At 61.0% G+C, this 23631-nt stretch carries 20 protein-coding genes; 11 read left to right on the top strand and 9 right to left on the bottom strand.

All coding sequences use genetic code 11. The annotated features are described in order from the left end of the window. Positions 1–6: 6 nt before the first annotated feature. A complete protein-coding gene (locus C6Y62_RS04810) occupies positions 7–933 on the top strand; it encodes a DUF2541 family protein (RefSeq protein WP_173952968.1) in 927 nt (308 codons plus the stop codon). A gap of 215 nt (positions 934–1148) precedes the next feature. On the opposite strand, the gene C6Y62_RS04815 is transcribed toward C6Y62_RS04810, so the two are convergent. The 6 genes from C6Y62_RS04815 to C6Y62_RS04840 form a co-directional block, all read right to left on the bottom strand. Beyond that, complete coding sequence (locus tag C6Y62_RS04815) at positions 1149–4007, bottom strand: phosphoenolpyruvate carboxylase (protein ID WP_173952969.1); 2859 nt, start codon at positions 4005–4007, stop codon at positions 1149–1151. 120 nt (positions 4008–4127) lie between these two features. Next, positions 4128–5027, bottom strand: a complete 900-nt coding sequence (gene sucD / locus C6Y62_RS04820; RefSeq protein ID WP_068459538.1) for a succinate--CoA ligase subunit alpha — start codon at positions 5025–5027, stop codon at positions 4128–4130. A 13-nt stretch (positions 5028–5040) separates the two neighbouring features. Beyond that, entirely contained in the window at positions 5041–6216 is a 1176-nt protein-coding gene (locus tag C6Y62_RS04825; RefSeq protein WP_068459536.1) for a malate--CoA ligase subunit beta, read from the bottom strand. A 37-nt stretch (positions 6217–6253) separates the two neighbouring features. Next, complete coding sequence (locus C6Y62_RS04830) at positions 6254–7207, bottom strand: HpcH/HpaI aldolase/citrate lyase family protein (RefSeq protein ID WP_068459789.1); 954 nt, start codon at positions 7205–7207, stop codon at positions 6254–6256. 835 nt (positions 7208–8042) lie between these two features. Then, positions 8043–8642, bottom strand: coding sequence for a response regulator transcription factor (locus C6Y62_RS04835; protein ID WP_246274289.1), 600 nt, complete (start codon positions 8640–8642; stop codon positions 8043–8045). A 140-nt stretch (positions 8643–8782) separates the two neighbouring features. Then, complete coding sequence (locus C6Y62_RS04840) at positions 8783–9739, bottom strand: cation diffusion facilitator family transporter (RefSeq protein ID WP_173952971.1); 957 nt, start codon at positions 9737–9739, stop codon at positions 8783–8785. Positions 9740–9952: 213 nt separating this feature from the next. Here C6Y62_RS04840 and C6Y62_RS04845 point away from each other — a divergent pair, with 213 nt between their 5' ends. From C6Y62_RS04845 to C6Y62_RS04870, 6 genes are all read left to right on the top strand, one after another. Beyond that, on the top strand, positions 9953–10879 hold the full coding sequence (locus C6Y62_RS04845) for a DMT family transporter (protein ID WP_173952972.1): 927 nt from the start codon (positions 9953–9955) through the stop codon (positions 10877–10879). 208 nt (positions 10880–11087) lie between these two features. Continuing rightward, positions 11088–12764 carry a formate--tetrahydrofolate ligase gene (locus C6Y62_RS04850; RefSeq protein ID WP_173952973.1) on the top strand — a complete coding sequence of 559 codons (1677 nt, stop codon included), beginning with the start codon at positions 11088–11090 and terminating at the stop codon, positions 12762–12764. A 233-nt stretch (positions 12765–12997) separates the two neighbouring features. After that, positions 12998–14392 carry a circularly permuted type 2 ATP-grasp protein gene (locus tag C6Y62_RS04855; RefSeq protein WP_173952974.1) on the top strand — a complete coding sequence of 465 codons (1395 nt, stop codon included), beginning with the start codon at positions 12998–13000 and terminating at the stop codon, positions 14390–14392. A gap of 61 nt (positions 14393–14453) precedes the next feature. Next, positions 14454–15401: an alpha-E domain-containing protein gene (locus C6Y62_RS04860; RefSeq protein ID WP_173952975.1), complete on the top strand. Its 948-nt coding sequence runs from the start codon at positions 14454–14456 to the stop codon at positions 15399–15401. An 18-nt stretch (positions 15402–15419) separates the two neighbouring features. After that, positions 15420–16235, top strand: coding sequence for a transglutaminase family protein (locus C6Y62_RS04865; protein ID WP_173952976.1), 816 nt, complete (start codon positions 15420–15422; stop codon positions 16233–16235). A 53-nt stretch (positions 16236–16288) separates the two neighbouring features. Next, on the top strand, positions 16289–17026 hold the full coding sequence (locus C6Y62_RS04870) for a proteasome-type protease (RefSeq protein WP_173952977.1): 738 nt from the start codon (positions 16289–16291) through the stop codon (positions 17024–17026). On the opposite strand, the gene C6Y62_RS04875 is transcribed toward C6Y62_RS04870, so the two are convergent. Beyond that, on the bottom strand, positions 17016–17942 hold the full coding sequence (locus C6Y62_RS04875; protein WP_173952978.1) for a type I secretion system permease/ATPase: 927 nt from the start codon (positions 17940–17942) through the stop codon (positions 17016–17018). The genes C6Y62_RS04870 and C6Y62_RS04875 overlap by 11 nt on opposite strands. A gap of 394 nt (positions 17943–18336) precedes the next feature. On the opposite strand from C6Y62_RS04875, the gene C6Y62_RS04880 reads away from it, so the two are divergent. The 3 genes from C6Y62_RS04880 to rpe all read left to right on the top strand — a co-directional run bounded on the left by C6Y62_RS04880 (position 18337) and on the right by rpe (position 21109). Next, the gene (locus tag C6Y62_RS04880; RefSeq protein ID WP_173952979.1) at positions 18337–19377 is read left to right on the top strand and encodes a class 1 fructose-bisphosphatase; all 1041 of its coding nucleotides are present in this window, start codon (positions 18337–18339) and stop codon (positions 19375–19377) included. A 39-nt stretch (positions 19378–19416) separates the two neighbouring features. Continuing rightward, a complete protein-coding gene (locus C6Y62_RS04885; RefSeq protein WP_173952980.1) occupies positions 19417–20292 on the top strand; it encodes a phosphoribulokinase in 876 nt (291 codons plus the stop codon). Positions 20293–20431: 139 nt separating this feature from the next. Next, the gene (rpe, locus tag C6Y62_RS04890) at positions 20432–21109 is read left to right on the top strand and encodes a ribulose-phosphate 3-epimerase (RefSeq protein ID WP_173952981.1); all 678 of its coding nucleotides are present in this window, start codon (positions 20432–20434) and stop codon (positions 21107–21109) included. A gap of 86 nt (positions 21110–21195) precedes the next feature. Here the strand turns inward: rpe and ubiE are convergent, their stop codons facing one another. After that, positions 21196–21966, bottom strand: coding sequence for a bifunctional demethylmenaquinone methyltransferase/2-methoxy-6-polyprenyl-1,4-benzoquinol methylase UbiE (ubiE, locus tag C6Y62_RS04895; protein WP_173952982.1), 771 nt, complete (start codon positions 21964–21966; stop codon positions 21196–21198). Positions 21967–22049: 83 nt separating this feature from the next. Here ubiE and mutM point away from each other — a divergent pair, with 83 nt between their 5' ends. Then, entirely contained in the window at positions 22050–22943 is an 894-nt protein-coding gene (gene mutM, locus C6Y62_RS04900) for a bifunctional DNA-formamidopyrimidine glycosylase/DNA-(apurinic or apyrimidinic site) lyase (RefSeq protein WP_173952983.1), read from the top strand. Positions 22944–22957: 14 nt separating this feature from the next. Here the strand turns inward: mutM and C6Y62_RS04905 are convergent, their stop codons facing one another. After that, complete coding sequence (locus tag C6Y62_RS04905; RefSeq protein ID WP_173952984.1) at positions 22958–23578, bottom strand: hypothetical protein; 621 nt, start codon at positions 23576–23578, stop codon at positions 22958–22960. Positions 23579–23631: the final 53 nt, after the last annotated feature.

Here is a 23631-nt window from a genome sequence, read left to right on the forward strand (position 1 = left end):
CAAAACATGACGATCAGGCTGGCGCTGTCAGGGATTGCCCTGATGGTGATGGGTGCGGGGTCCATGCCATTGGCGCTCGATGCAACTGTCCCTGCAATCGGTCAAAGTTTGCAGCAGGCGCGCACATCTTCTCCGTTGACGCAGGTTCAGCAGCGGCGGCGTTCGCGCCCGGTTGAAACGCGCGAGACAGCGCCCGAGACGTCGGCTCTGACACCCGGGCAAGCCAATAACGGTGAGGTGCTGTTCGGCGTGCAGGACGTTGGTTTTCTGGTTGATCGCGATGTTATTCGTGTCGGCGCCGAGATCGGCAAATTCGATCGCATTCGGCTGCGCGTGTTGCGCAATGAAATTTTCATCACCGATCTCAAGGTGATCTTTGACGACGGCACCACCGAAACAGTCCTCTCCGATACGCGCATCCGGGACGGCCGCAAGACTGACTGGATTGCGTTGGCTCACAAGGGCTTCATCAAGGAAATCCAACTGGTTTATCGCTCGCAGCCCAAGCTCAAGGGGCAGGCGCGGGTTGAGATCTTTGGCGAATATCAGAAGGGCTGGCTCGGTGCCGATGGTGAGGGCCGTAAATATAACGACGGCTGGGTTTTGCTTGGCACTGACACTGCGGGCAGCATCGGCTTCGATGAAGTGAAAATTCCGGTCGGCGCCAATGAAGGCGGCTTCAGCCAGCTCCGCGTATCGGTCAAGGATCGCGACGTGACCATGACCAGCCTGTCCGTCACCTATGAGGATGGCAGCACGGATGAGTTGAACGCGAACCGGACCAAGATTGCAGCGGATGAGGCCTTCGGGCCGGTCACGCTCAAGCAAAAGGCCGGTATCAAGCAGGTCGAGGCAACCTGGCGTTCGCGCGCGCTTGCAACCTCAAAGCGAGATCGAGCCTATGCAACGGTGCAGGTGTGGGGCAAGCATTAAGCAACTGCGGCTGGCATCCGGCAAGATCACGTGAAGTTGTGATGGTCGTGATTGGCGTATGACAGGCGAATGCGGAATTATACTGCCAAGCCCCGCGTGACAGGACGAAATTAAAAAGCCGGCACCCCTTCCAGGGCGCCGGCTTTTTTAATTCGAGGTCCGTCAGGCCAGCACATCCGGTTTCGAATAACCGGATGCACTGGCCGATGGCTGTATCAGCCGAAGGCGCCGAAGTGGTGCGAGATGCCGGTGCCGATTTCGCGGATCAGATCGTACGACTGCTCCATCGGTGTCAGAATCTCCGTTTCGATCCGGCCATAGTCGTCGATACCATGCGGCCGGTAGGTCGCCTTCTCACCGAACTGGGTTTCGTCGCCACGTTCGTGCGCACGCCGCGGGAACGCCTTGCGCATTTCCGATACCACTGCCGGCACGTCCAGCATCAGCGCAAGATCGAATAGCTGAGCGTGCGAAATGCCGTCGTGGGTCGCAAAGCGTGGCATCTGAGCCGCCAGCACGAATACGCGCATGATAAGCGCCAAGCGGATCGCTTGCAGCAGATCCAGCTCAAGGCGGGCATCATCCGGGATCTTGCCGGCATCGATGCCGATTTCTTCCAGCAGTGAATGCAACTCCACCGCGTCGAGACGCAGGTGGTGTACCAGACCGTTGATCTCACCGTTGCGATCATCGGACAGCAGATTTGCAGCCAGCGCGCGGAACGCAGGCTCGATGTTGGGCTCGCGACCCCACGATGCTCGCCAGGCCCAATAGCCCGGGTCGAACACCTTGGCGTTTGCGGCCATGGCATTGAGGCTGGAGAGCTGCTTGCCGCGGGCGATCATCTCGATCAGCGTACGCAGACGCTGGGAGTTGCGCGCAAGCTCGACAAAACGCTCGCGCTCCGAGCCAACAGCAGCGCCAAGGCCGGCAACGACGTTCGCCACATAGCCGAACTCCTGCAGGATCGCGTTGTTCGGGATGGCCCGCATCCGCGACACGGCGCTGCGATCGACGGCGCCGCTGGCGTCCATCTGGCGCTTCACCGGACGCGACCCGGTCTTGTACAGAATGTTGGCACCAAACGCGCTCAGGACAGACCGATATCCCGGATGGGCGAACAGGTGCTCCTGATAAGTGCGCAGCCGGCCCAGGAAGTCGAGCCGCAGGTCTTCATCCTCGTAGAACGGATCGTTCGTTTCGCCGGGCACCTCGCCATCCATGATGACGGAAGCAAGCGCGCGCGTCGTCAGGCGGCGATTGGCGAAGAACAGATAGCCATCACCACCCTGGAAGCTGGTCTCGTGCTTGAGCGGAATGCCGTTGTCGGCGAAGCGCCGACGGACGTCGTCGGAGAACAGATAGTTCAGGCGAGACTGCATCGGACCGGGATGCGCACCGCGGCCCATCGACTCGCCGTGGGTTGAGAAGACCAGCGTCTCGATGCCCTTGACGTCCGAATTGGCGATGGCCTCGGCGATGCCGTTATGCATGCGCTCGATCGCCAGCGTCGCTGCGATCTGACCGACAAAGCGGCCAGCATCAGAGAAGCCCGTCTGCAGTGAGAGGCGTCCACGGCCACGGACGTAATCGACGTACGCGCGTTCTTCCAGCAGCCGTTCGATGATGCGCGTGCCGGTTTCCAGGCCAAGCGGCGTTTCAAACAGCGGCGATACGTCGGTGATGTCATCGACGCCGAACAGCTTGGCGAAGAAGATGGCGATCAGCACCGTGGCGGGCGATTCAGTTTCTGCGATCAGGAAGCGCACCGGCGTCTCGCGATCGACGTGCTTCTTGATCTGCGCGATAAGCGCGAACTGACGGATTGCGGTCGCGGTTTCGAGATCCAGGGATTCGAAATTGACCGTCTCTTTGCACGCGCCCTCAATCATGCTGACGATACGTGCCAGCGCTTGGCTTTCAGACAGATCGCGGGTCCAAGGCTCGTGCACGAAGGCGCGGAAAGCGTTGTTGAGCTGCACTGCGTTGATGCGCACGTGGATGTGCGCGGTGCCTAGGCCCGTTGCTTCCATCAAGCCAGCGAGCACAGCGATGGAGCGCTTCTGGCTGCCATCGGGAAGTTGCTCGGCCAGACTGCGCAGCAGGCTGACAATCGGCTCCACCGTCGTGATGTTGTAGCCATCCTGACGGGTGATGATGTTGGCGGCCTGAGCCAGCTCACCGTCCCCATTCATCACCTTGTCCAGCGCGGCGATCTGCTCGTCGACGGCGGCGATGGTCAGATCGAGCTTGCCGGTAACCTGGCGCGAAAGGCGCTGTGCTTCGCCTTCGGTGGGAAGCTCGTCCCGGATGGCGAAGAAGCGTTCGCGGATATCCGCCAGCGATGCGCGCTTTTCGGTGAGGCGCAGAATGAACGATTTGCGCCAGCTGATATCGGTACGGCCGTCGAGGTCATAGCCGACCCAGCAGGCAAACGTCGCCAGCTTCGGATGCAGCGTATAGGCCTTGTCTCCAAACCGATGCACGGCGGCGGTGAAAAAGCTGTCCAGCAGTTCGACGTAAGCGTTGCGAAGGTTCTGGATGGCGTTCTGAGCGCGGCGATGCTCGTACGCCAGATCGATCGAGTCATCGGGCCGATGCGGCACGCCAATAGGCGTGTTGGGATCGAACTCATCGGCAACGGCGATCTCAACGATGCGCTTTGAAAGCTCATCGGAAAGGCCAAACGTGGGATGTGCCGTCAGCACGATGCCCGTGCGCGCGCGTTCCCAGCGTTGCTTGAAGGTGTCGAAGTCGGCTGCGGCTGCGGCGCCTTCGACGAAGTCGGCGAATTCCTGATAGGTGGTGCTGCGATCAACGAAGCCCACCCGCTCGCGCAGATGGCGTGCGCGCTGCACGCAGGCGCGATCCATCAGGCGCGTAGCAATCGCCTTCAGATCGTCGAAGCTGATGTCATTGTTTTCGAGCTGTCGCGACAGATCAAATGCAAGATTGACGATGGGGTTCAGCGCCGGCGTATCGGGAATGCGCTTGCGCAGTGCGCGCAACTCGTCACGCAGCTTGAATTCGTCGAGCTTGCCGGAGCCGGCAGTCGGCAACACTTCGTCTTGCATTCTGGTCTCCACGTTATCGCGCAAGGCCGCCAACGCGGCGGAACGCCCGTCCGTGAAGAATTCGGGGTCGCCGGAGGGGATGATTGGGCTCGCCCCTCGCTGGAGACGAGCCCGAAGCTCTTACGCTACTTTATTGAAAGAGTTTAGAACGTTGGCAACGGTTGCCCCCATCTCCGAAGGAGTCGGAGCAATGGTAACGCCGCAGCCTTTGAGGATCTCAACCTTCTCCGGGGCAGACTCGCCAAATGCCGAAATAATTGCACCGGCATGGCCCATCTTGCGGCCCTTGGGCGCAGAAAGGCCGGCGATGTAGGCGATGACCGGCTTCTTCATGTGGTCGCGCGCGTACTGGCCGCCTTCGGCTTCCTGCGGACCACCGATCTCACCGATCATCAGCACGGCGTCGGTTTCCGGGTCACTCTCGAAATGCTCAAGAATATCGCGGAACGAGGAACCGTTGATCGGGTCGCCGCCGATGCCAACCGAAGTTGAGACGCCGATGCCGAGCGCCTTGAGCTGGGCTGCAGCTTCATAACCGAGCGTGCCCGAGCGTCCGATGATGCCAACGCGGCCCGGCAGATAGATGTGCCCCGGCATGATGCCTAGCATGGCCTTGCCCGGCGAGATGGTGCCGGCGCAGTTGGGACCGGTGAGAACCATGCGGCCCTCTTTCCGGTAGCGGCGCATGTAGCGCTTCACCCGGATCATGTCCTGGGCCGGAATACCATCGGTGATGCAGACGCAGTATTTGATGCCTGCATCGGCCGCTTCCATGATTGCGTCGGCAGCGAATGGCGGCGGCACGAACACGATGGATGCTTCCGCGCCGGTTTCCTGCACCGCGCCTTTAACGGTGTTGAACACGGGGCGGCCAAGGTGCGTGGAGCCACCTTTGCCCGGCGTAACGCCGCCTACGACATTGGTGCCGTAGTCGATCATTTCCTGCGCGTGAAAGGTTCCGATGCGCCCGGTAAAACCCTGGATGAGGACCGGGGTATTCTCATTAATGAAAATAGCCATTAGCTGATCCTCCTCACTGGGTCGCGCCGGACTTGGCAGCGGCGACAGCCTTCTGGGCGGCCTCTGCCAGCGTCTCGGCTGTGATGACTGTCAGTCCGCTCTCGTCAAGGATGCGACGGCCTTCCTCGACGTTGGTGCCGGCGAGGCGGACAACCACGGGCAGTTTGATGTCGAGGTCGTTGACGGCGTCAACGACGCCTTTCGCAACCCAGTCGCAACGGTTGATGCCGGCGAACACGTTCAGCAGCAGGGCTTTGACGTTCTTGTCCTTCAGCACCGCCTTGAACGACTTGGCCACGCGCTCCGGAGAAGCACCGCCGCCGATGTCGAGGAAGTTTGCGGGTTCGCCACCGGCCAGCTTGATCATGTCCAGCGTAGCCATTGCGAGGCCGGCGCCGTTGACAACGCAGCCGATGTCGCCGTCGAGACCGACATAGGCAAGACCGCGGTCGGATGCGTAGGTCTCGCGCGGATCTTCCTGGCTCTTGTCACGCAGCTCCGCGATGTGCGGACGGCGGAAAAGAGCGTTGTCGTCGAAGCTCATCTTGGCATCGAGCGCCAGCAGCTGCTTGTCCTTGGTGACAACCAGCGGGTTGATTTCAACCATCGTGGCGTCGAGATCACGGAAAGCGCGGTAGCAGGCCATGATGGTCGGCACCAGCTTGTTGATGATCTCCGGATCGACGCCCAGCCCATACGCAACTTCGCGCGCCTGGAACTGCTGCATGCCGACGGCCGGATCAACCGACACGCGGATGATGGTGTCCGGCTGCTTGGCGGAGATCTCTTCGATCTCCATACCGCCAGCAGCCGAAGCAACCACCATGATGCGCTCGATCGAGCGGTCCATGACAAACGCCAGGTAGATCTCCTTGGCGATGTCAGTGGCTTCTTCAATGTAGAGGCGAGACACCAGCTTGCCCGCAGGGCCCGTCTGGTGTGTCGCGAGTTTCTTGCCAAGCAACGCCTCGGCTGCCCGTTCGATTTCAGTATCGTTCGAGCAGACCTTGATGCCGCCGGCTTTGCCGCGGGCACCAGAGTGGATCTGCGCCTTCACTACCCACTTGCTTCCACCGATTTCAGTAGCGCGGTAGGTCGCCTGTTCAGGGCTATACGCGAGGCCGCCCCGAGGGATCGGCACGCCGAACTTCGAGAGAAGTTCCTTGGCCTGATACTCGTGGATATCCATCTGATTTTCCCTAGGTCAAATAGAGAGGTTTACAGTGTTAGCTGCGAGCTGCCGCACTTGCCTTGATGGCAGCTGCGGTGGCGATGAGGTTGCGAGCCATCTTCTCCGAAGCAGCGTCGATCATCTTGCCATCGAGAGAAGCAGCGCCCTTACCCTGGGCTTCGGCTTCCTTGAGGGCTTCAATGATGCGTTCAGCGCGCGAAACTTCCTGAGCCGTCGGCGAGAACACTTCGTTGGCCAGCTCGATCTGCGAAGGATGGATTGCCCACTTGCCTTCGATGCCGAGAGCTGCTGCGCGCTTTGCACCGGCAGTGTAACCGGCCGGATCGGAGAAATCACCGAACGGACCATCGATCGGACGCAGGCCATAGGCGCGGCAGGCAACCGTCATGCGCGACAGAGCGAAGTGCCACTGGTCGCCCGGATAGTCAGGGTTCAGACCGCCGATGACAACCGTGCGGGCCTTGTTGAAGGCTGCATAGTCGGCAACGCCGAAGTGCATGGCTTCAAGGCGGCTCGGAGCAGCTGCGATGGCTTCAACGTTGGCCATGCCGAGCGGGGTCTCGATGAGTGCTTCGGTGCCGATCTTGTTGGTGAGGCCCTTGGCTTCTTCGATCTGGCTGACGAATGACTCGATGGCATAGACGTCAGCAGGAACGCCAACCTTCGGAATGAGGATGGTGTCGAGCTTCGAACCAGCCTGCTCGACGATGTCGACGACGTCGCGGTAGCAGTAGTGCGTGTCGAGACCGTTGATGCGGACCGAAACGGTCTTGCCGGCGCCGCGCCAGTCAAGGTCGTTCAGGGCCTGAATGATGTTCTTGCGGGCCTGCTCCTTGTCCGGCGGTGCAACAGCATCTTCGCAGTCAAGGAAGACGTAGTCGGCGGCGCTGGTGAGGGCCTTTTCGATCATCGTCGGGTTGGAGCCGGGAACTGCGAGCTCCGAGCGCTGCAGACGGGACTTGCGAAGCGGATAGAGAGTGAAGCTCATCTTAGGGTTATCCTCCTGTGTGATGGCTTTTCGGTTGATAATGTGCGGTTTGACTTTGGCTTTCTTGCTTTGGGCAAACCGCGCTGGGGGAAAGTGCTGGAACAGCGAAAACAACGACCGCTGCTCCGGGTGAAACTCAACTGGCCAACCTCGGTGTCGGTCGGCGCGTGTTGCGCGTCGACGATGAGATTGATGGAATGCGGTGAAGCGCGTGCGCGGTCGTGCGCGCCGAAACAGAAATAGAAAACTCGTTGCGGGAACTGGCGTCTGCAGAAACGAATCCGCGAGTTGCACAGTGTGCTGAATGCACACGCGTCAAAGCTAAACAATGCGAAATCGTCGTTGCGCGCATCAACGTTTCCCCGGGGCGTGCCGTTTCTTATGATCGTTGCCGATCTTGCAGGTCATAACCGTGCGCCTTCCAGTGCAATGCGACGGCTGTTGAAATTGAAAGTTGCGCCGAAGCGCTGCCCCCAACTGCCGATACAAAGCCCCTCGTGCGCCAGGCATGGCCCGTTGCTGTTTGCAAAAGAACGAGGCCGATAGCCAACTAATTGGCGATTGACCGAAAGCATCCTGTTGCCCACAAGCGCGCGCAACACCCCATCGGGCAGCTGCGATGCGCTGTCGGGTAGCTAACGTATCGTGCATGAGGGTAGGCGTTCCTACCCTGTGCGCGGGGCGCAATTTGCAAAGCTGATTGCCTGCGACGTGCGCCGTCCGTTTGCGTGCCCAACGGAGCAAAACCTTATCGAAGAGTTTACGGCGCGCAATGCGCAAATACGCACGCAGACATTGTGCAGTGCGTCATTTCGAGTGAAAAATTAAGGGTGATTTAGCGCTGATCCAGCGTGGTCTGCATGTACAGAGCAACCGCCATGGCGCGATTTGAAACGCCAAGTTTGTCGTACAGATTCTTCAAGTGATACTTGACGGTATTGCGCGAAATGCCGATGCGCGATGCAATCTGCAGATTGGTCCAGCCGTTGGCGAGCGCCGTCAAAAGCTCGCGTTCGCGCGAGGTAAGCTCTCCGAACGGATCACTTGTGAGCGCCTGCAAATCGACATAGGGCAACGACATGCGGCCGCGCGAAACCGCCGTGATCGTATCAACAACCATTTCCGGTTCGTCGCTTTTGGAGATGAATCCCCAGGCGCCCAGGCGCACTGCCTGACGCAGAACATCCTTGCCGGGCTCGCCGGTGTAGATGATGAGCCGGGTGGCGATGTGGCGCCGCTTCAAAGCCGACAGCACCTCGCCGCCAGTCATATCGGTAAGCGACCAACCGATGACACCAATGTCCGCCGGCTGCGCTTCAACCGCTTCGATGAAGTCGGCGCCATTGGGGTGCACGCCCAGCACCTCGAAGCGCCCGTCGCGCGCAATAAAATCGCGCAGCCCCGAGCGCACGACCGGACTTTTGTCGGCGATCATGACAGTGGGGCGCGGCGGTCCCTTTTTTGATTGCGCAACCGAGTTAGGCATGGGGCCTTGTTAGCAGGGAACATAAAGAAAAGCGTCAACGTCCGGGTGCGGCGCTCTTATGCCGCTTGTTGTCGCCATACTCATTGCAACTACACTTTGGCGCAGCTTTTGGCTCCGACGACATCGGCGCAATCGCTGTGCTCGATCTCAACCGTAGCATGAACAACCCCGAAGGCCTGTTTTAGGCGCTCGCGGATTGCCGCTGAAATTTGCTCTGGCGGCACGCTAGCACACGTTAACGCATGCAGCGTCATCACATGCCGGTTTTCGCTCAGCGACCAGGCGTGGACATGGTGAACTGACTGCACGTTCGGCACATTGGCGACGAGATCCTGGCTGACTTCGCGCACGTCGATGCTGTCCGGGGCGCCCTGCAGCAGAATGTGGCCGGATTCCTTGGTAATCAGCCACGCACTGCGAACGATGAGCAGCGTGATGACCACTGACAGGATGGGATCGATCGGCGTCCAGCCCGTATAGAGAATGATGATGGCGGCCAGGATCGCGGCGACCGAGCCCAGCAGGTCGGAAATGACGTGCAACAGCGCTGCCCGCACGTTCAGGTTGGCGCCGCCGCCCTGGTGCAGCACCAGAAACGTGATGGCGTTAACCGCAAGTCCGATGCCTGCGATGATCAGCATCGGCATGCCAAGCACCTCCACCGGCTCATACATGCGGTGCAGCGCTTCGTAAAAAATCATCGCCGAAATGAAGAATAGCGCCAGACCGTTGCTGAATGCGGCCAGCACTTCGAAGCGGCCGAAGCCGAAGGTGCGCTTCCAGTCGGCGGGGCGGCGCGCAAAGCGCATGGCCATCCACGCCAGAATAAGCGCCGCTGAATCGGTCAGCATATGACCTGCGTCAGCCAGCAGCGCGAGCGAGCCTGAAATAACGCCGCCGATGACTTCGGCGAGCATCGTGCACGTCGTCAGCGCAGCCGCGAACAGCAGCCGGCGCTCGTTGCGGGAGCCATCCTCCGGTGCAAGGTCGTGGTTGTGGCCGTGCTCGCCAGCGTGGCCGTGCGAGTGCCCGTGATGCTTAGCCATGGCTTCACTCCTGTTCGCCGCACTCTAATAGCCTGCTTCGCACGGGGCAATTTGTCAGGATGCGATAGGGTGTTAGCTGGTGCATGTCTGCGCCGTGGCGCAGCAGGTGCAAGCGCAGGCGATGCGCGGCCGAATTCTCACCAGTGCCGTTTTTGATCGGGAGCGCAGGTGTCCCCCAATTCGCGCGGCAAGCTCCGCGTCTTAGCAGATGCATTGAGGACGAGTGGCAAGGCTGGCGGTGGTGACCATCCGCTGGCAGCGCTGATCCTCATCACGGCTTCCATGGCCATGCTGGTCGGCATTGCCGCGGTGGTGCGTGGCGCGACCATGGTGGGCATGGACCCGCTGCAGATCATGTTTTTCCGCAACTTTTTCTGCGTCGTGTGGATGCTGCCGCTGCTTGCCTGGCGCGGTTTGTCGCTCGTTCGGACAAGCCAGCCCGGCCTTTACGGCTTTCGCGTCGCGCTCAGCTTTATCTCGATGCTCACCTATTTTCAGGCGCTGGCGGTTCTGCCGGTGGCCGAGGTGACCGCAATTGGCTTTCTGGCGCCGATTTTCGGCGCGTTGTGCGCCATTTTTCTGCTGGGCGAGCGGGTCGGCATTCATCGCTGGGCGGCGATATTAATCGGCTTCGCCGGGGCGATGATCATGCTGCGGCCGGGCGGAAGCGCCTTCGGCTACGGGCAGATCGTCGCGCTGGTATCGGCTCTCACGCTGGGATTCATCGGTCCGCTCATCAAGCAGTTAACTGCGGCGGACGACGCCGACCGGATCGTTTTCATCACCAACCTGGTTTCGACGCCGATTTCGCTGGTGCCCGCGCTGTTCGTCTGGGTCTGGCCGTCGTTGGAAATGTGGTTGCTGCTCATGCTGATGGGGCTGTTCGCGCTGCTCGGCCACGTCGCGCTGGTGCGTGGCTTCGCCGTCGCAGATGCATCGTTGGCGATGAGCTTTAATTTCAGCCGCTTACCGTTCGCGGCGATGGTTGGATACATCTTTTTCGGCGAAGTCATCGATGGCTGGACGTGGGTCGGTGCAACGGTGATTTTCGCCGCTGCCGTCTACATCACGCACCGTGAGGCCATGAAAGCGCGGCGGGCTTCGGCGCTGCAACTTAAGGCGTCCGGCTATGACGGATAAATGCGCCGAAACGCCTTCAGCAAATCTGGCGAGTGAAACTTCGCCAACATTAACAATGTTGCTTCTGTGGTGCGGCATTGGGGGCGAGGGGCAGTGCCCACTTGCGTCCGGCTCTTTAACAGACAATATCGGCGCCGGGAAATTGACGCCCGCCGTAGGCTGACAGTCTTGGCGGGCCAAAAGCAGTGGTTTTGGGAGGAGCGATACCGTGACCGTTAAGTCCGACATTGAAATTGCCCGCGCGGCGAAAATGAAGCCAATCGGCGAGGTAGCCGCGAAAGTGGGGATTCCTGCGGAAGCGCTCATTCCCTATGGCACCACCAAGGCGAAGGTCAGCTTCGATTACATCGACGCGCAGAAGGATGCCAAGGACGGCAAGCTCATCCTGGTGACTGCGATCAGCCCGACTCCGGCTGGTGAAGGCAAGACGACGACCACTGTCGGTCTCGGTGACGGCCTGAACCGAATCGGCAAGAAGGCGATCATGTGTCTGCGCGAGCCTTCGCTCGGACCGTCGTTCGGCATGAAGGGCGGCGCTGCAGGCGGCGGTTATGCGCAAGTCGTGCCGATGGAGGACATCAACCTCCACTTCACCGGCGACTTCCATGCCATCACGTCGGCGCACAACCTGCTGTCGGCGATGATCGACAACCATATCTACTGGGGCAACAGCCTTGGCTTCGACACCCGCCGCGTTGCGTGGCGTCGTGTGCTGGATATGAACGACCGCGCCCTGCGCCAGATCACCAACTCGCTGGGCGGCGTTGCCAACGGCTTCCCGCGCACCGATGGTTTCGACATCACCGTCGCTTCCGAAGTGATGGCGATCCTGTGCCTTGCGCTCGACCTCAAGGATCTTGAGCGCCGCCTCGGCAACATCATTGTCGGCTACACGCGCGACAAGACGCCGATCCGCGCCCGTGAGCTTAAGGCTGACGGTGCGATGACCGTGCTGCTCAAGGACGCGCTGATGCCGAACCTGGTGCAGACGCTGGAGAACAACCCGGCGTTCATCCACGGCGGTCCGTTCGCCAACATCGCACACGGCTGCAACTCGGTGCTCGCCACCAAGACCGCGCTGAAGCTGGCTGACTTCGTCGTGACCGAAGCAGGCTTCGGTGCTGACCTTGGCGCAGAGAAGTTCTTCGACATCAAGTGCCGCAAGGCTGGCCTTAAGCCAGACGCAGCCGTCGTTGTTGCAACCGTGCGCGCACTGAAGATGCACGGCGGCGTTGGCAAGGATGGCCTGAAGGAAGAGAATACGGCAGCCGTCGCCAAGGGCTGCGAGAACCTCAAGCGTCACCTTGAGAACATGGCCAAGTTCGGTGTTCCGGTTGCGGTCGGCATCAACCGCTTCATCACCGACACCGACGCCGAAGTGCAGGAAATTGTGAAGGCGGCCGAGGCGCTGGGCGCCCGTGCGTTCGTTTGCACGCACTGGGCCGACGGCGGCGCTGGCACGGAAGATCTTGCCCGTCACATCGTTGCGCTGACCGACGAGGGCAAGGCTGCGTTCCGTCCGCTGTATCCGGAAGACATGCCGCTGCGTGAGAAGGTGAAGACGATTGCGCAGCAGATCTATCGCGCATCCGACATCGCCTGCGATGCTTCGGTGGAGACCGCGTTCAAGGATCTGGAAGCTGGTGGCTTCGGCAACCTGCCGGTCTGCATGGCCAAGACGCAGTACTCGTTCTCGACCGATCCGAACAAGCGCGGTGCTCCGACCGATCACGTCGTGGCTATCCGCGAGCTGCGTCTTTCCGCTGGCGCCGAGTTCGTCGTCGTCATCACCGGCGAGATCATGACCATGCCGGGGCTGCCGCGCGTACCGTCGGCTGAAAACATCCGTCTCAATGCTGACGGCGAGATCGAAGGTCTCTTCTAAGCTGAGACGCAGCGCGGCGAAGCAGCGCGCTTTGCAGTAAAAGCGGCAAAGCACGTTCAGTTTGCTGAGCCGATAGGCAGACGATCAAATAATGGGCAGCAAATCCGGTGTGATTTGCTGCCCATTTTGCGTTTTTCGTGGGCATGATGCGACGTTGCTTAGCAATGGGGCGAACGTTGCATCAAGAGCAGACACAGGTCAGGGCCCAGCCAAAGCGCAAGGCTTTTGACGAAATGTACGGTAGCGGCGAGGGCGTACGGCCGCCCTATCACGCGGTTGCAGAATGGCTGGGCACGCAGGCGCTCGGCGATCTCAGGCAGAAGCTCGCCGACGCAGAAACGATGTTCCGCCGAACGGGCATCACCTTCGCTGTTTACGGCAGCGAGGACACGTCAGAGCGGCTTATTCCGTTCGACATCATTCCCCGCATCATCTCCGCTGCCGAGTGGCGCAAGCTTGCCGCGGGCATCGAGCAGCGCGTGCGCGCGCTCAACGCCTTCATGTTCGACATCTATCACCGGCAGGAGATCATCCGCGCAGGGAAGGTGCCGGAGGAGCTGATCGTTTCGAACTCGGCGTTCGTGCCGGAGATGATGGGCGTATCGGTTCCGCTTGGCATCTACAGCCACATCATCGGCATCGACATCGTGCGCACGGGCGAGAGCGATTTCTTCGTGCTGGAGGACAACACGCGCACGCCTTCTGGCGTCTCCTACATGCTCGAAAACCGCGAAACGATGATGCACATGTTTCCGGATCTGTTTGCGCGCAACCGCGTGGCGCCGGTCGAGAATTACCCGGAAAACCTGCTTAAAACGCTGGAAAGCGTCGCGCCAACCGGCCTGAAGGGCGAGCCGACGATTGCGCTGCTGACGCCCGGCCAGTTCAACAGTGCGTACTATGAGCATTCGTTCCTGGCCGATCAGATGGGCGTCGAGCTGGTCGAGGGGCGTGATCTCGCGGTGATCGATGGCTATCTGCAAATGAAGACCACGCAGGGCCCGCGCCGCATTGATGTGCTGTACCGGCGCATCGACGACGACTTCCTCGATCCGCTGGTGTTCCGGTCGGATTCGGTGCTGGGCGTGCCGGGGCTGTTCGATCTCTATCGTGCAGGCCGGGTCACGATTGTGAACGCACCCGGCGGTGGCATCGCGGATGACAAGGCGATCTACAGCTACATCCCGGAGATCATCAAGTTCTACACCGGCCGCGCGCCGATCCTGCAGAATGTGCCGACGTATAACTGCCGCAAGGCCGACGATCTCAAGTATGTGCTGGAGCACCTGCCGGAGCTGGTGGTGAAGGAGGTGCATGGCTCGGGCGGCTACGGCATGCTTGTGGGACCAACAGCATCCAGCAGCGAGATCGAAGCGTTTCGCGCCAAGCTGACGGCCAACCCCTCAAACTACATCGCGCAGCCAACGCTGGCGTTGTCGACAAGCCCCACCATGGTGGAGGCCGGTGTCGCGCCACGGCATCTCGATCTGCGGCCGTTCGTGCTGGTGGGCGATGAAGTGCGCATGACCGCCGGTGGCCTGACGCGCGTGGCGATGCGCGCAGGATCGCTGGTGGTGAACTCAAGTCAGGGCGGAGGCACAAAGGACACCTGGGTATTGCAGGACTGAGCAAACACGTTGCGCGAATACCAAAATGACAACGCGAAGCAACATTGAGGCGCGCGTATAAATGCTAGGACGAACGGCCAACGATCTTTACTGGCTCGCCCGCTATGTGGAGCGGGCGGAGAATATGGCTCGCTTGATCGAGGTGGGCTACCGCATCGTGCTGTTGCCGCGCGATGGCGAGGGCGCGCACGAAGAATGGCGTTCGACGCTGGCCAGCGCGGGCTGCGCGCAGGGCTTCTTCGACAAGCATGAAACCCTCTCAACGCGCGACGTCATCAACTACCTGCTGTTCGATTGCACCAATCCATCCAGCGTGAAGTCGTGTCTAGCTGCGGCGCGGCGCAATGGACGCGCGCAGCGCACATCGCTTACGCGCGATATGTGGGAAAGCCTTAACGCCGCGTGGATCGAGTTTTCGGCCATCAAGCCGGAGAGCGTCACTGCCGGTGAGCTGCCGCGCATTCTGGATTGGGTGCGCTCGCGTTCGGCGCTGTATCGTGGTGCGATGCTGAACACCATCCTGCGCAACGACACATTCTTCTTCATGCAGCTCGGCACGTTTCTTGAGCGGGCCGATAACACGTCGCGCATCCTCGACGTGAAGTATTACGTGCTGCTGCCGCATGTCGAAATGGTCGGTAGCGGCATCGATGCGGTGCAGTGGGCGGCGATATTGCGCTCTGTCTCGGCGCACCGCAGTTATCGCTGGGTTTACAAGGAAAACTACAAGCCCTGGCGCATAGCCGAGTACCTCATTCTCAACCAGGCGATGCCGCGTTCGTTGCGCTCCTGCTACGAGCAGATCGGTGTGACGCTGGATGATCTCGCCGAGTACTACGGCGGTCAGCATGCATGTCACGGCACGGCAACGGGCACGCGTCAGCGGCTGGCGAAGGGCGACATCGACAACATCTTCCAGTCCGGCCTGCACGAGTTCATCGAAGATTTCATTTCACGCAACAATCGGCTCGGTAACGAAGTGGCCGATGCCTATCATTTCAACGGCTGAAGGAAAGGGCGCAGGCGCATGCTTATATCCATCGGTCACGTCACCCGTTACACGTATGGTCTTCCGGCGGCTTGCAGCGTGCACACGCTGCGGCTCACGCCACCGTCGTTTGAAGGGCAGCGGGTGCTGAGCTGGCGTGTCGAGATGCCGGAGATCGCAGGCGCGGTGCAGTATCGCGATGCGTTCGGAAATGTATCGCACCTCGTTTCAATTCCGCGTTCCTATGACGAGATTTCCATCATCGCGCGCGGTGTGGTTGAGACGAAGGACAAGTCCGGTCTTGTGCGCGGTCTGATGGAGGCGGCGCCGGTCCGCATATTCCTGCGCGAAACACCAAAAACTGCGCCGGACAGCAACATTCGCGCGCTCGTGGCCGATGTCGCACAGGCCGATCCGATTGATCGGATGCATGATCTGATGCGTCTTGTGGGTGAGCGGGTGGAATATGCTGTGGGCACCACAACGGCGTCGACCAGCGCGGCTGAGGCGTTGCGGACGGGCCGTGGCGTCTGTCAGGACCATGCGCACGTATTCATTTCGGCGGCGCGGTTGATGGGATTCCCCGCGCGCTATGTCAGCGGCTACTTCCTGACCGGCGACATTCTGGGCTCGGAGGCGCAGCACGCCTGGGCCGAGGTCTATATCAACGGCCTCGGCTGGCTGGGGTTCGATCCGGCCAACCAGATCTGCCCGACCGAGAGTTACATCCGGCTGGGCTGCGGGCTGGACTCGCTCTCGGCGGCGCCGATAACCGGCAATCGGACCGGGGGCGGTAACGAGAACCTTGACGTCTTCGTAGAAGTCCAGCAGCAAAGCAGTGCGCAACAGCAGTGACCGAGGGTAATCTCAACGGGTCGCCGCGGCGACCTGATGATGGGAACTGACTGATGACCTACTGCGTCGCAATGTGCCTCGACCGGGGCCTCGTTTTTGCGTCCGATACCCGCACGAACGCCGGTGTCGATAACATCAGCCAGTTCCGCAAACTGCATTACTGGTGCAAGCAGGACGACCGGGTCATCGTCATGCTGACAGCGGGTAATCTTTCGATCACCCAGTCGGTCATCAGCTTGCTGAACGAGCAGATATCGTCAGGCGATGGCAACCCGGATCATCAGTCGCTCTACACGGTGCCGTCGATGTATCGGGCCGCGAGGCTGGTGGGGGATGCTGTGCGCAGCGTGCGCACCATCGACGGGCCATCGCTGGAAGCGACGCGCGCCGGATTCTCGGCTTCGATCATTTTGGGTGGCCAGATCGGCGCCGAGAAACCGCGGCTGTTTCAGGTCTATTCGGAAGGCAACTTCATCGAGGCGACCGATGAAACGCCTTACCTGCAGATCGGCGAACACAAGTATGGCAAGCCGATACTGGATCGCGTGGCGCAGCCGGGGATGCCCCTGGGGCAGGCGGCAAAGCTGATGTTGCTCAGCTTTGACTCCACGCTGCGCTCGAACCTGTCGGTCGGCATGCCGATCGACATTCTGCTGTATGAGCGCGACAGTCTCGAGATCCGCAGGGAGAAGCGCATCCATCAGGATGATGAGTATTTCCGCAATCTTTCGGCTTCGTGGTCAGAGGCGTTGCGGATGGCGTTCACGACGATCGACGAGTTCAACGTCTGAGTTCGGCTTGGGGCGGTGCATCGCCTTGCGATGATCTGACCGCGATTTTTCCCGCCGACGATGGAGCCATCTTGTGTTCCATCGGAATAACGATCGATTGCACAGCGCGGGATGAAAGCTGAACGCCAGTCGTGGCTATATGCTTTGCGATTGCGCTCACGGCGCCAAGCGCGTCGCGTTGCGCCAGCGTTGTTTCCAGCGGCCCGACAATGCGCGGCAGCAGCATCGCGGCCACGAGAATTGCCGCGGGATGACATGCGCCGATTGCGGTAAGCCAGGCTGCCAACCCGAGCATGCACGATTGCAGCGCCGGACGCAGCGATCGCAGCGTCACCGTCCGCCATGGCCCCGGCTGCGTATGGTGTTGGGTGCGCAATCGGTGATGTACGATTTTCAATGCGCGGCTTGTCGCCATGCGTGATTGCAGGCTTCGCGGTGCAGAGTCCGCAAGCTGCGTAGCCAGTCTTGCCCGTTGTTGCATCAATGCGAGCGGGATTGCGGCGCTGCTGGAGGGCTTGCGGTTACCGGCAAGCCAGCAAAGAGCGATTGCAATTGCAGCCGCCATGCCAAATGCGCCGAGCCACGGATGCAGCCAATAGAGCGTGGTGAGGTATAGCGGCAGGAACGGAAGATCACACATCGCTGCTGGCGCCGGTCCGCTCAGGAAGATGTGCAGGCGGTCCAGCTCGTGCAGGGGCGGAAGCTGGCTTGTCGGTATGGCCATCACGCGGTCATCGATGGCGCGCGCACGGCGCAGGAACACATGCTGGCGTGCGGCGTCGATGCAACCCGTAATGGCGTACAGCGCCAGCATCGCACCTGTGAGCTGAAGCAACAGGAGCGGATCTCCGCCCGGCACTGCATGGCTGTAAAGCAGCAGCATATAGGCGGGGCCGGTGAAGCTGAGCACGCTCACGGCCAGGGTGAGGCTCCAGATCGCTATTTGATCCGCAGGCGGCAGCAGTCTCAGCAAAATCGGGATGGACTGTAAGTTCACGCGCGTGGAATTGAGTGGCTGAAAATGGATTGTGCGATGGCCAGAGCCTGAAAGCCGCGCGCGCCGTCCGGTTGGCGCCGCGTACTTGAATTCAATCATAGGTTGTGGCGCGCACGTCAACTGTATAGTGGCTGGGCGTGTCGGTTCCGGCCTGTTTCTGCCCCGCTGTGTCCTGATCGCGCCCATCCGCAGCGATCAAAAAAGCATCGCCCCTCGCCCCTTTAGTCGCGCCATGGCATAGAACCGTGGCCTGATACACGCCCTCGACGCGTTTTGCGTTGCGGTGGCGGAGCTGGGGAGGGGCGGCAAAGGGATGGAGCAGCCACTAACGCTTGCGGCCTATTTCAGTGGCTGGGCTGGCAGCCGACCGGCGCGTCTGGCGATTGCCGCGACCATGGAGGCTCTGGCGTCGGCGGCGGCCGAGCTGTCGGATCTGCTGGCGCTCGGCGCTCTCGCGGGGCCCATGGGCAGGCTTACCGGCCGTAAGGGCGATGTCGATGAGCAGAAAGAGATCGATCTCGTCGCCAATAACCTGCTGATCGACGTGCTGCGCAAGGCGCCGGTTGCGGCGCTGGCTTCCGAAGAGATGGAAGCGCCGTTGCTGCTGGATGCCAAGGCGCCGCTGCTGGTGGCGGTCGATCCGCTGGACGGTTCGTCCAACATCGACGCCAACGCTTCCATCGGCACCATTTTCACCGTGCTGCCCGCGTTGGAGCATAATGAAGAGCCATCGGCGTTTTTACAGCGTGGCGTAAATCAGCTTGCAGGCGGGTTCTTTCTTTATGGGCCGCAGACGGTGCTGGTTTCCACGGTTGGTGCGGGTACGCAGATCTTCACGCTTGACCGCCGCTCCGGCACGTTTCTGCTCACGCATCCCAAGGTGGAATTGCCACTGCGGACCAGCGAGTACGCGGTCAACGATTCCAACACGCGCCATTGGGATGATCCGGTGCGCACCTACATCGATGACTGTCGCCGTGGCAAGGAAGGCCCGCGTGGGCGCGATTTCAACATGCGCTGGACCGGTTCGCCAGTGGCGGATTTCTATCGCATTCTTTCGCGTGGCGGCATCTATCTCTATCCGGGCGACAAGCGCCGCGAGTTCCGCAACGGCCGTCTACGGCTCATCTATGAAGCCAGTCCGCTGGCGTGGGTGGTCGAGCAGGCGGGCGGAGCAGCCTCAACCGGCAGGGAGCGTCTGCTGGAGGTGTCGCCGAAATCTCTGCATCAGCGCATTCCGCTGATTGCAGGATCGCGCAAAGAAGTAGAGCATGCGGCACGGTTGCATGACGGTTTGCAGATCCGTGGTGAGCGTTCGCCGTTGTTCAGTCGCAGGGGGCTTCTGCGGTTTTAAAAAGTTAATCAATAAATATAAGGCAGTGTTGCCACCGCTATGTCAGCCAAGCATCCCATAATCTCGGTCACAGGCTCGTCGGGCGCAGGCACAACTTCTGTCCGCCAGACGTTCGAAAACATTTTTCGCCGGGAGCACATCAGCGCCGCCTTCATCGAAGGCGATGCGTTCCATCGCTATGGCCGTGCGGAGATGGAGCAGAAAAGCGTCGAGGCGAGAGCGCAGGGCAATCTGCATTTCAGCCACTTCGGCGAGGAAGCCAATCTGCTGGCCGAGCTGGAAGATGTGTTCCGCAACTATGCCGAGAACGGGCGCGGGCGCACCCGGCATTACATCCACGATGAGCACGATGCGGTGATCCACAACGCGCCCATTGGGTCTTTCACCGAATGGGTGGATTTTCCGCGCGGCACGGATCTGCTGTTTTACGAAGGGCTGCATGGCGCCGCGGTGACACCGAACGTCAACATCGCGCAGCATGCGGATTTGAAGATCGGCGTTGTGCCGGTCATCAATCTGGAGTGGATACAGAAACTCATCCGCGACAAATCCATTCGCGGATATTCTCACGAAGAGTCGATTGAAGCGATCCTGACGCGCATTCCCGATTACGTGAATTATATCTGCCCGCAGTTCTCCGATACCGACATCAACTTCCAGCGCGTGCCGACGGTCGATACGTCAAATCCGTTTGTCGCCCGCTGGATTCCCACCGCCGATGAATCGATGGTGGTGATCCGCTTCCGCGATCCGCGCGGTATCGATTTTCAGTATCTGCTGTCGATGATCCCGGGCAGCTTCATGTCGCGCGCCAACTCCATCGTCATTCCCGGCGCGAAACTGGATCTCGGCATGCAGCTCATTCTGACGCCGCACATCCTGAAGCTGGTGGAGCGGCGCCGTCGCGCGTCTTAACGGTTGCCTGACCGGATTGGGGCGATCCGTCGCTAACGGTTTTTCCGCGCAGCGGGGTTTGGGTGCGAGACGCAGCCGCGCCACACCGCTAAAAGGTGCGCTGCAGGATTTTGCTTATCGCTTCTGAAGGAATGCGCACATGGCCCGCTCGGTGACGATTGCTCCGTCCATCCTCTCGGCCGATTTCAGCCGCCTCAAGGAAGAGGTTGAAACCGTCGAGGCGGCCGGTGCGGACTGGATTCACCTTGATGTGATGGATGGCCATTTCGTGCCCAACATCACGTTCGGGCCGCCCGTCATCAAGGCATTGCGCCCGCATTCGCAGAAGGTATTCGACGTCCACCTGATGATTGCGCCCGCCGATCCATATCTGGCGGCATTCGCTGATGCTGGCGCGGACATCATCACCGTTCACGCTGAAGCAGGGCCGCATCTCGACCGCTCGCTGCAGACCATCCGCGCGCTGGGCAAGAAAGCGGGCGTGTCGCTCAATCCAGCGACGCCGGAGGAAGTCATCTCCTACGTGCTGGATCGTCTCGATCTCGTCCTGCTGATGACCGTAAACCCCGGCTTCGGCGGTCAGAGCTTCATTCCGGCGGTGGTCGAGAAGATCCGTCGCGTGAAGGCAATGATTGGCGATCGCCCAATCGACATCGAGATCGACGGCGGCGTGACGCCTGAAACCGCAGGTCTGGTTACGGCGGCGGGCGCCAATGTGCTGGTGGCCGGTTCAGCGGTGTTCAAGGGCGGCACGCGTCAATCCTACGCCGCTAACATCGACGCCATTCGTGCCGCAGGCGATGCCGCCATCAAGTGATGCGCGCCATGGAGCGTTGCGGATTTTTGCGGCGGGAGATGCAGGGGCTCCGTTCAGCCGCGCGCTGCCGTTCGCCGTGCGGCGGATCAGATTTTCCAGCCTGAGTGGATGGCCGCGACGCCGCCGGTGAGATTGCGATAGCTCACGCGCGCAAATCCAGCATCGCGGATCATGCCGGCGAACCGTTCCTGATTGGGGAACTTGCGGATGCTCTCCACCAGATAGCGATAGGAATCTCCGTCGCCCGCAACCGCCTGTCCCAGTCGCGGAATGACTTCAAACGAATGGAAGTCATAGAGGCGATCGAGGATCGGCGTCTGCACCTCTGAAAACTCGAGACACAGAAAGCGTCCGCCGAACTTGAGCACGCGATAAGCTTCGGCCAGCGCATTGTCGATGTGCGTGACGTTGCGGATGCCGAACGCGATCGTGTAGGCGTCGAATGCGCCGCTTTCGAACGGCAGCACCTCAGCGTTGCCCTCCACCAGTTCGATGCGGTTCTGCAAGCCCGCTTCAGTGACGCGCCGTTGGCCGACAGCCAGCATCTCCGGGCTGATGTCGCACAGCACCGCGGTCGCGTTGGGGCCGCTTTTGGTCGCGTAACGCAGGCTGATGTCGCCGGTGCCGCCAGCCACATCCAGCAGCCGGAATGGCGTTGCGCCGCGCGGCGGGTTCAGCTCATTGATGAAGTCGCTTTTCCAAAGCCGGTGCAGCCCGCCCGACATCAGGTCGTTCATCACGTCATAGCGATCCGCCACGGCGGCAAATACGCCGTTGACGAGGCCCTGACGCTGCTCGGCCTCGACATCGCGGAAGCCAAAGGTGGTGGATGTGTCGTTCGGAGATGCGTTGCTCATGGCGGCACCATAGCTAAGCCCGCGAGGCCGCGCTATGCTCCGTGCTGCCTCAGCCTCAAGCCAGCCCTAACAAGTCGCTTATCATGCCGGAATTGCCCGAAGTCGAAACCGTACGCCGTGGTCTGGTGCCCGCGATGGTGGGGCACGCCATCGAGCATGTGGAGCAGCGGCGGCCGGACCTGCGCTTCCCGTTGCCGCAGAACTTCGCCGGCCGGCTGAAGGGCCGCACGATTGAGCGGCTGGAGCGGCGCGGCAAGTATCTGCTGGCGCACCTTTCCGACGGCGCGTTGCTGCTGATGCATCTCGGCATGACCGGCAGCTTCCTCATCAGCCACAGCGAGAAGGCGCGCGGCAAGAAAATCAGCCGCAGCGGCAAGCTGGTGGCGCCCACCAGCCGGGGGACGCACGACCACGTCGTGTTCCATATGAGCGATGGGGCGACCGTCACCTACAATGATCCACGGCGCTTCGGCTTTATGCTTCTGGTTGAGCCGGAGGAGCGCGACACCCATCCCATGTTGCGTCAGCTCGGCATCGAACCGCTGGGCGAGGAACTGACCGCGGCGCATCTTGCGGCCAAGGCGCATGGCAAGCGCACCGACCTGAAGGCGTTTCTGCTCGATCAGCGCATCATCGCGGGGCTGGGCAACATCTACGTGTGCGAGGCGCTGTATCGCGCGCATCTGCTGCCGACGCGTGGCGCAGCCACCATCGCGACGGCCACGGGCAAGCCAACCCCGAAGGCTGAGGCGCTGGTTACGGCGATACGCGATGTGCTGAATGATGCCATCGGTGCGGGTGGCTCATCGCTGCGTGATTACCGCCATACCGATGGCAAGCTGGGCTACTTCCAGCACCGGTTCGCCGTCTACAATCGGGCTGGCAAAAAATGTCCGCGCGAGGGTTGCGGCGGAACGATTGAGCGTCTGGTGCAGAGCGGCCGTTCGACGTTCTACTGCCCGCGTTGCCAGCGCTGATTGATGGCGGCGCGTTACGCTGCCGCTTGCCGGAGCAGGCGTCGATACGTCAGCCAGGAAAACAGCGATAGCAGTGCAATCGTGATGCCGCCGGCCAGAAATACATTATTGGCGGCCCAGTCGTTTTTGATGGTGTTGAGCGCGCCGGTGCCGATGAGATATGCCAGCCCTGCAATCGCGGCGATGCCTTGCAGCAGCGTCATGCGGGCAAGAGTTTGCAGCGCCGATTGCGTTGGCTGTTTGTCGCCGCGGCCCAGAAGAACATGCGCGCATCCGTATGCGATCGCCGCCAGCAGCGCCATCGCTGCACCATACTGCCACCAGTGGCGCCAGTTGAGATCCGACAACCCGTAGATGCTGAACATCGCCGCCGCGCCCCAGCTGTAAGCTGTGATTGTGAGCAGCGAGTTGTTCCAGCCCCAGGTGCGTCCGGCGGAGGAGAGCGTTGCGCCGTTCCATAACGGCAGGTTGACGCGCAGCGCCGACATCAGCACCTGCGCCGAGAACAGTGCGACAGCGAGCCCCATCACAACGGATGAGTGCCGATTGGCCGCCGACACGCAGATGAGGATGCTGACGACGAAGGCAAGTAGCACGGCGGGCAACAGAAGCCGCTGGCGTGGTCCGGTGGGCATCTGTTGCTTCCGTTTTTGCGTCTGTGGTTGGAGCGGTGATGGTCAGCGAATGA

The sequence above is a fragment of the Hyphomicrobium sulfonivorans genome (assembly GCF_013306565.1).
Lineage (GTDB): Bacteria > Pseudomonadota > Alphaproteobacteria > Rhizobiales > Hyphomicrobiaceae > Hyphomicrobium_A > Hyphomicrobium_A sulfonivorans.

What these genes read in the sequence shown, in the direction of transcription:
- C6Y62_RS04810 (WP_173952968.1), top strand. Translation starts at nt 7, where the DNA reads ATGACGATCAGGCTGGCGCTGTCAGGGATTGCCCTGATGGTGATGGGT.
- C6Y62_RS04815 (WP_173952969.1), bottom strand. Translation starts at nt 4,007, where the DNA reads ATGCAAGACGAAGTGTTGCCGACTGCCGGCTCCGGCAAGCTCGACGAA.
- sucD (WP_068459538.1), bottom strand. Translation starts at nt 5,027, where the DNA reads ATGGCTATTTTCATTAATGAGAATACCCCGGTCCTCATCCAGGGTTTT.
- C6Y62_RS04825 (WP_068459536.1), bottom strand. Translation starts at nt 6,216, where the DNA reads ATGGATATCCACGAGTATCAGGCCAAGGAACTTCTCTCGAAGTTCGGC.
- C6Y62_RS04830 (WP_068459789.1), bottom strand. Translation starts at nt 7,207, where the DNA reads ATGAGCTTCACTCTCTATCCGCTTCGCAAGTCCCGTCTGCAGCGCTCG.
- C6Y62_RS04835 (WP_246274289.1), bottom strand. Translation starts at nt 8,642, where the DNA reads ATGATCGCCGACAAAAGTCCGGTCGTGCGCTCGGGGCTGCGCGATTTT.
- C6Y62_RS04840 (WP_173952971.1), bottom strand. Translation starts at nt 9,739, where the DNA reads ATGGCTAAGCATCACGGGCACTCGCACGGCCACGCTGGCGAGCACGGC.
- C6Y62_RS04855 (WP_173952974.1), top strand. Translation starts at nt 12,998, where the DNA reads ATGTACGGTAGCGGCGAGGGCGTACGGCCGCCCTATCACGCGGTTGCA.
- C6Y62_RS04860 (WP_173952975.1), top strand. Translation starts at nt 14,454, where the DNA reads ATGCTAGGACGAACGGCCAACGATCTTTACTGGCTCGCCCGCTATGTG.
- C6Y62_RS04865 (WP_173952976.1), top strand. Translation starts at nt 15,420, where the DNA reads ATGCTTATATCCATCGGTCACGTCACCCGTTACACGTATGGTCTTCCG.
- C6Y62_RS04870 (WP_173952977.1), top strand. Translation starts at nt 16,289, where the DNA reads ATGACCTACTGCGTCGCAATGTGCCTCGACCGGGGCCTCGTTTTTGCG.
- C6Y62_RS04880 (WP_173952979.1), top strand. Translation starts at nt 18,337, where the DNA reads ATGGAGCAGCCACTAACGCTTGCGGCCTATTTCAGTGGCTGGGCTGGC.
- C6Y62_RS04885 (WP_173952980.1), top strand. Translation starts at nt 19,417, where the DNA reads ATGTCAGCCAAGCATCCCATAATCTCGGTCACAGGCTCGTCGGGCGCA.
- rpe (WP_173952981.1), top strand. Translation starts at nt 20,432, where the DNA reads ATGGCCCGCTCGGTGACGATTGCTCCGTCCATCCTCTCGGCCGATTTC.
- ubiE (WP_173952982.1), bottom strand. Translation starts at nt 21,966, where the DNA reads ATGAGCAACGCATCTCCGAACGACACATCCACCACCTTTGGCTTCCGC.
- mutM (WP_173952983.1), top strand. Translation starts at nt 22,050, where the DNA reads ATGCCGGAATTGCCCGAAGTCGAAACCGTACGCCGTGGTCTGGTGCCC.
- C6Y62_RS04905 (WP_173952984.1), bottom strand. Translation starts at nt 23,578, where the DNA reads ATGCCCACCGGACCACGCCAGCGGCTTCTGTTGCCCGCCGTGCTACTT.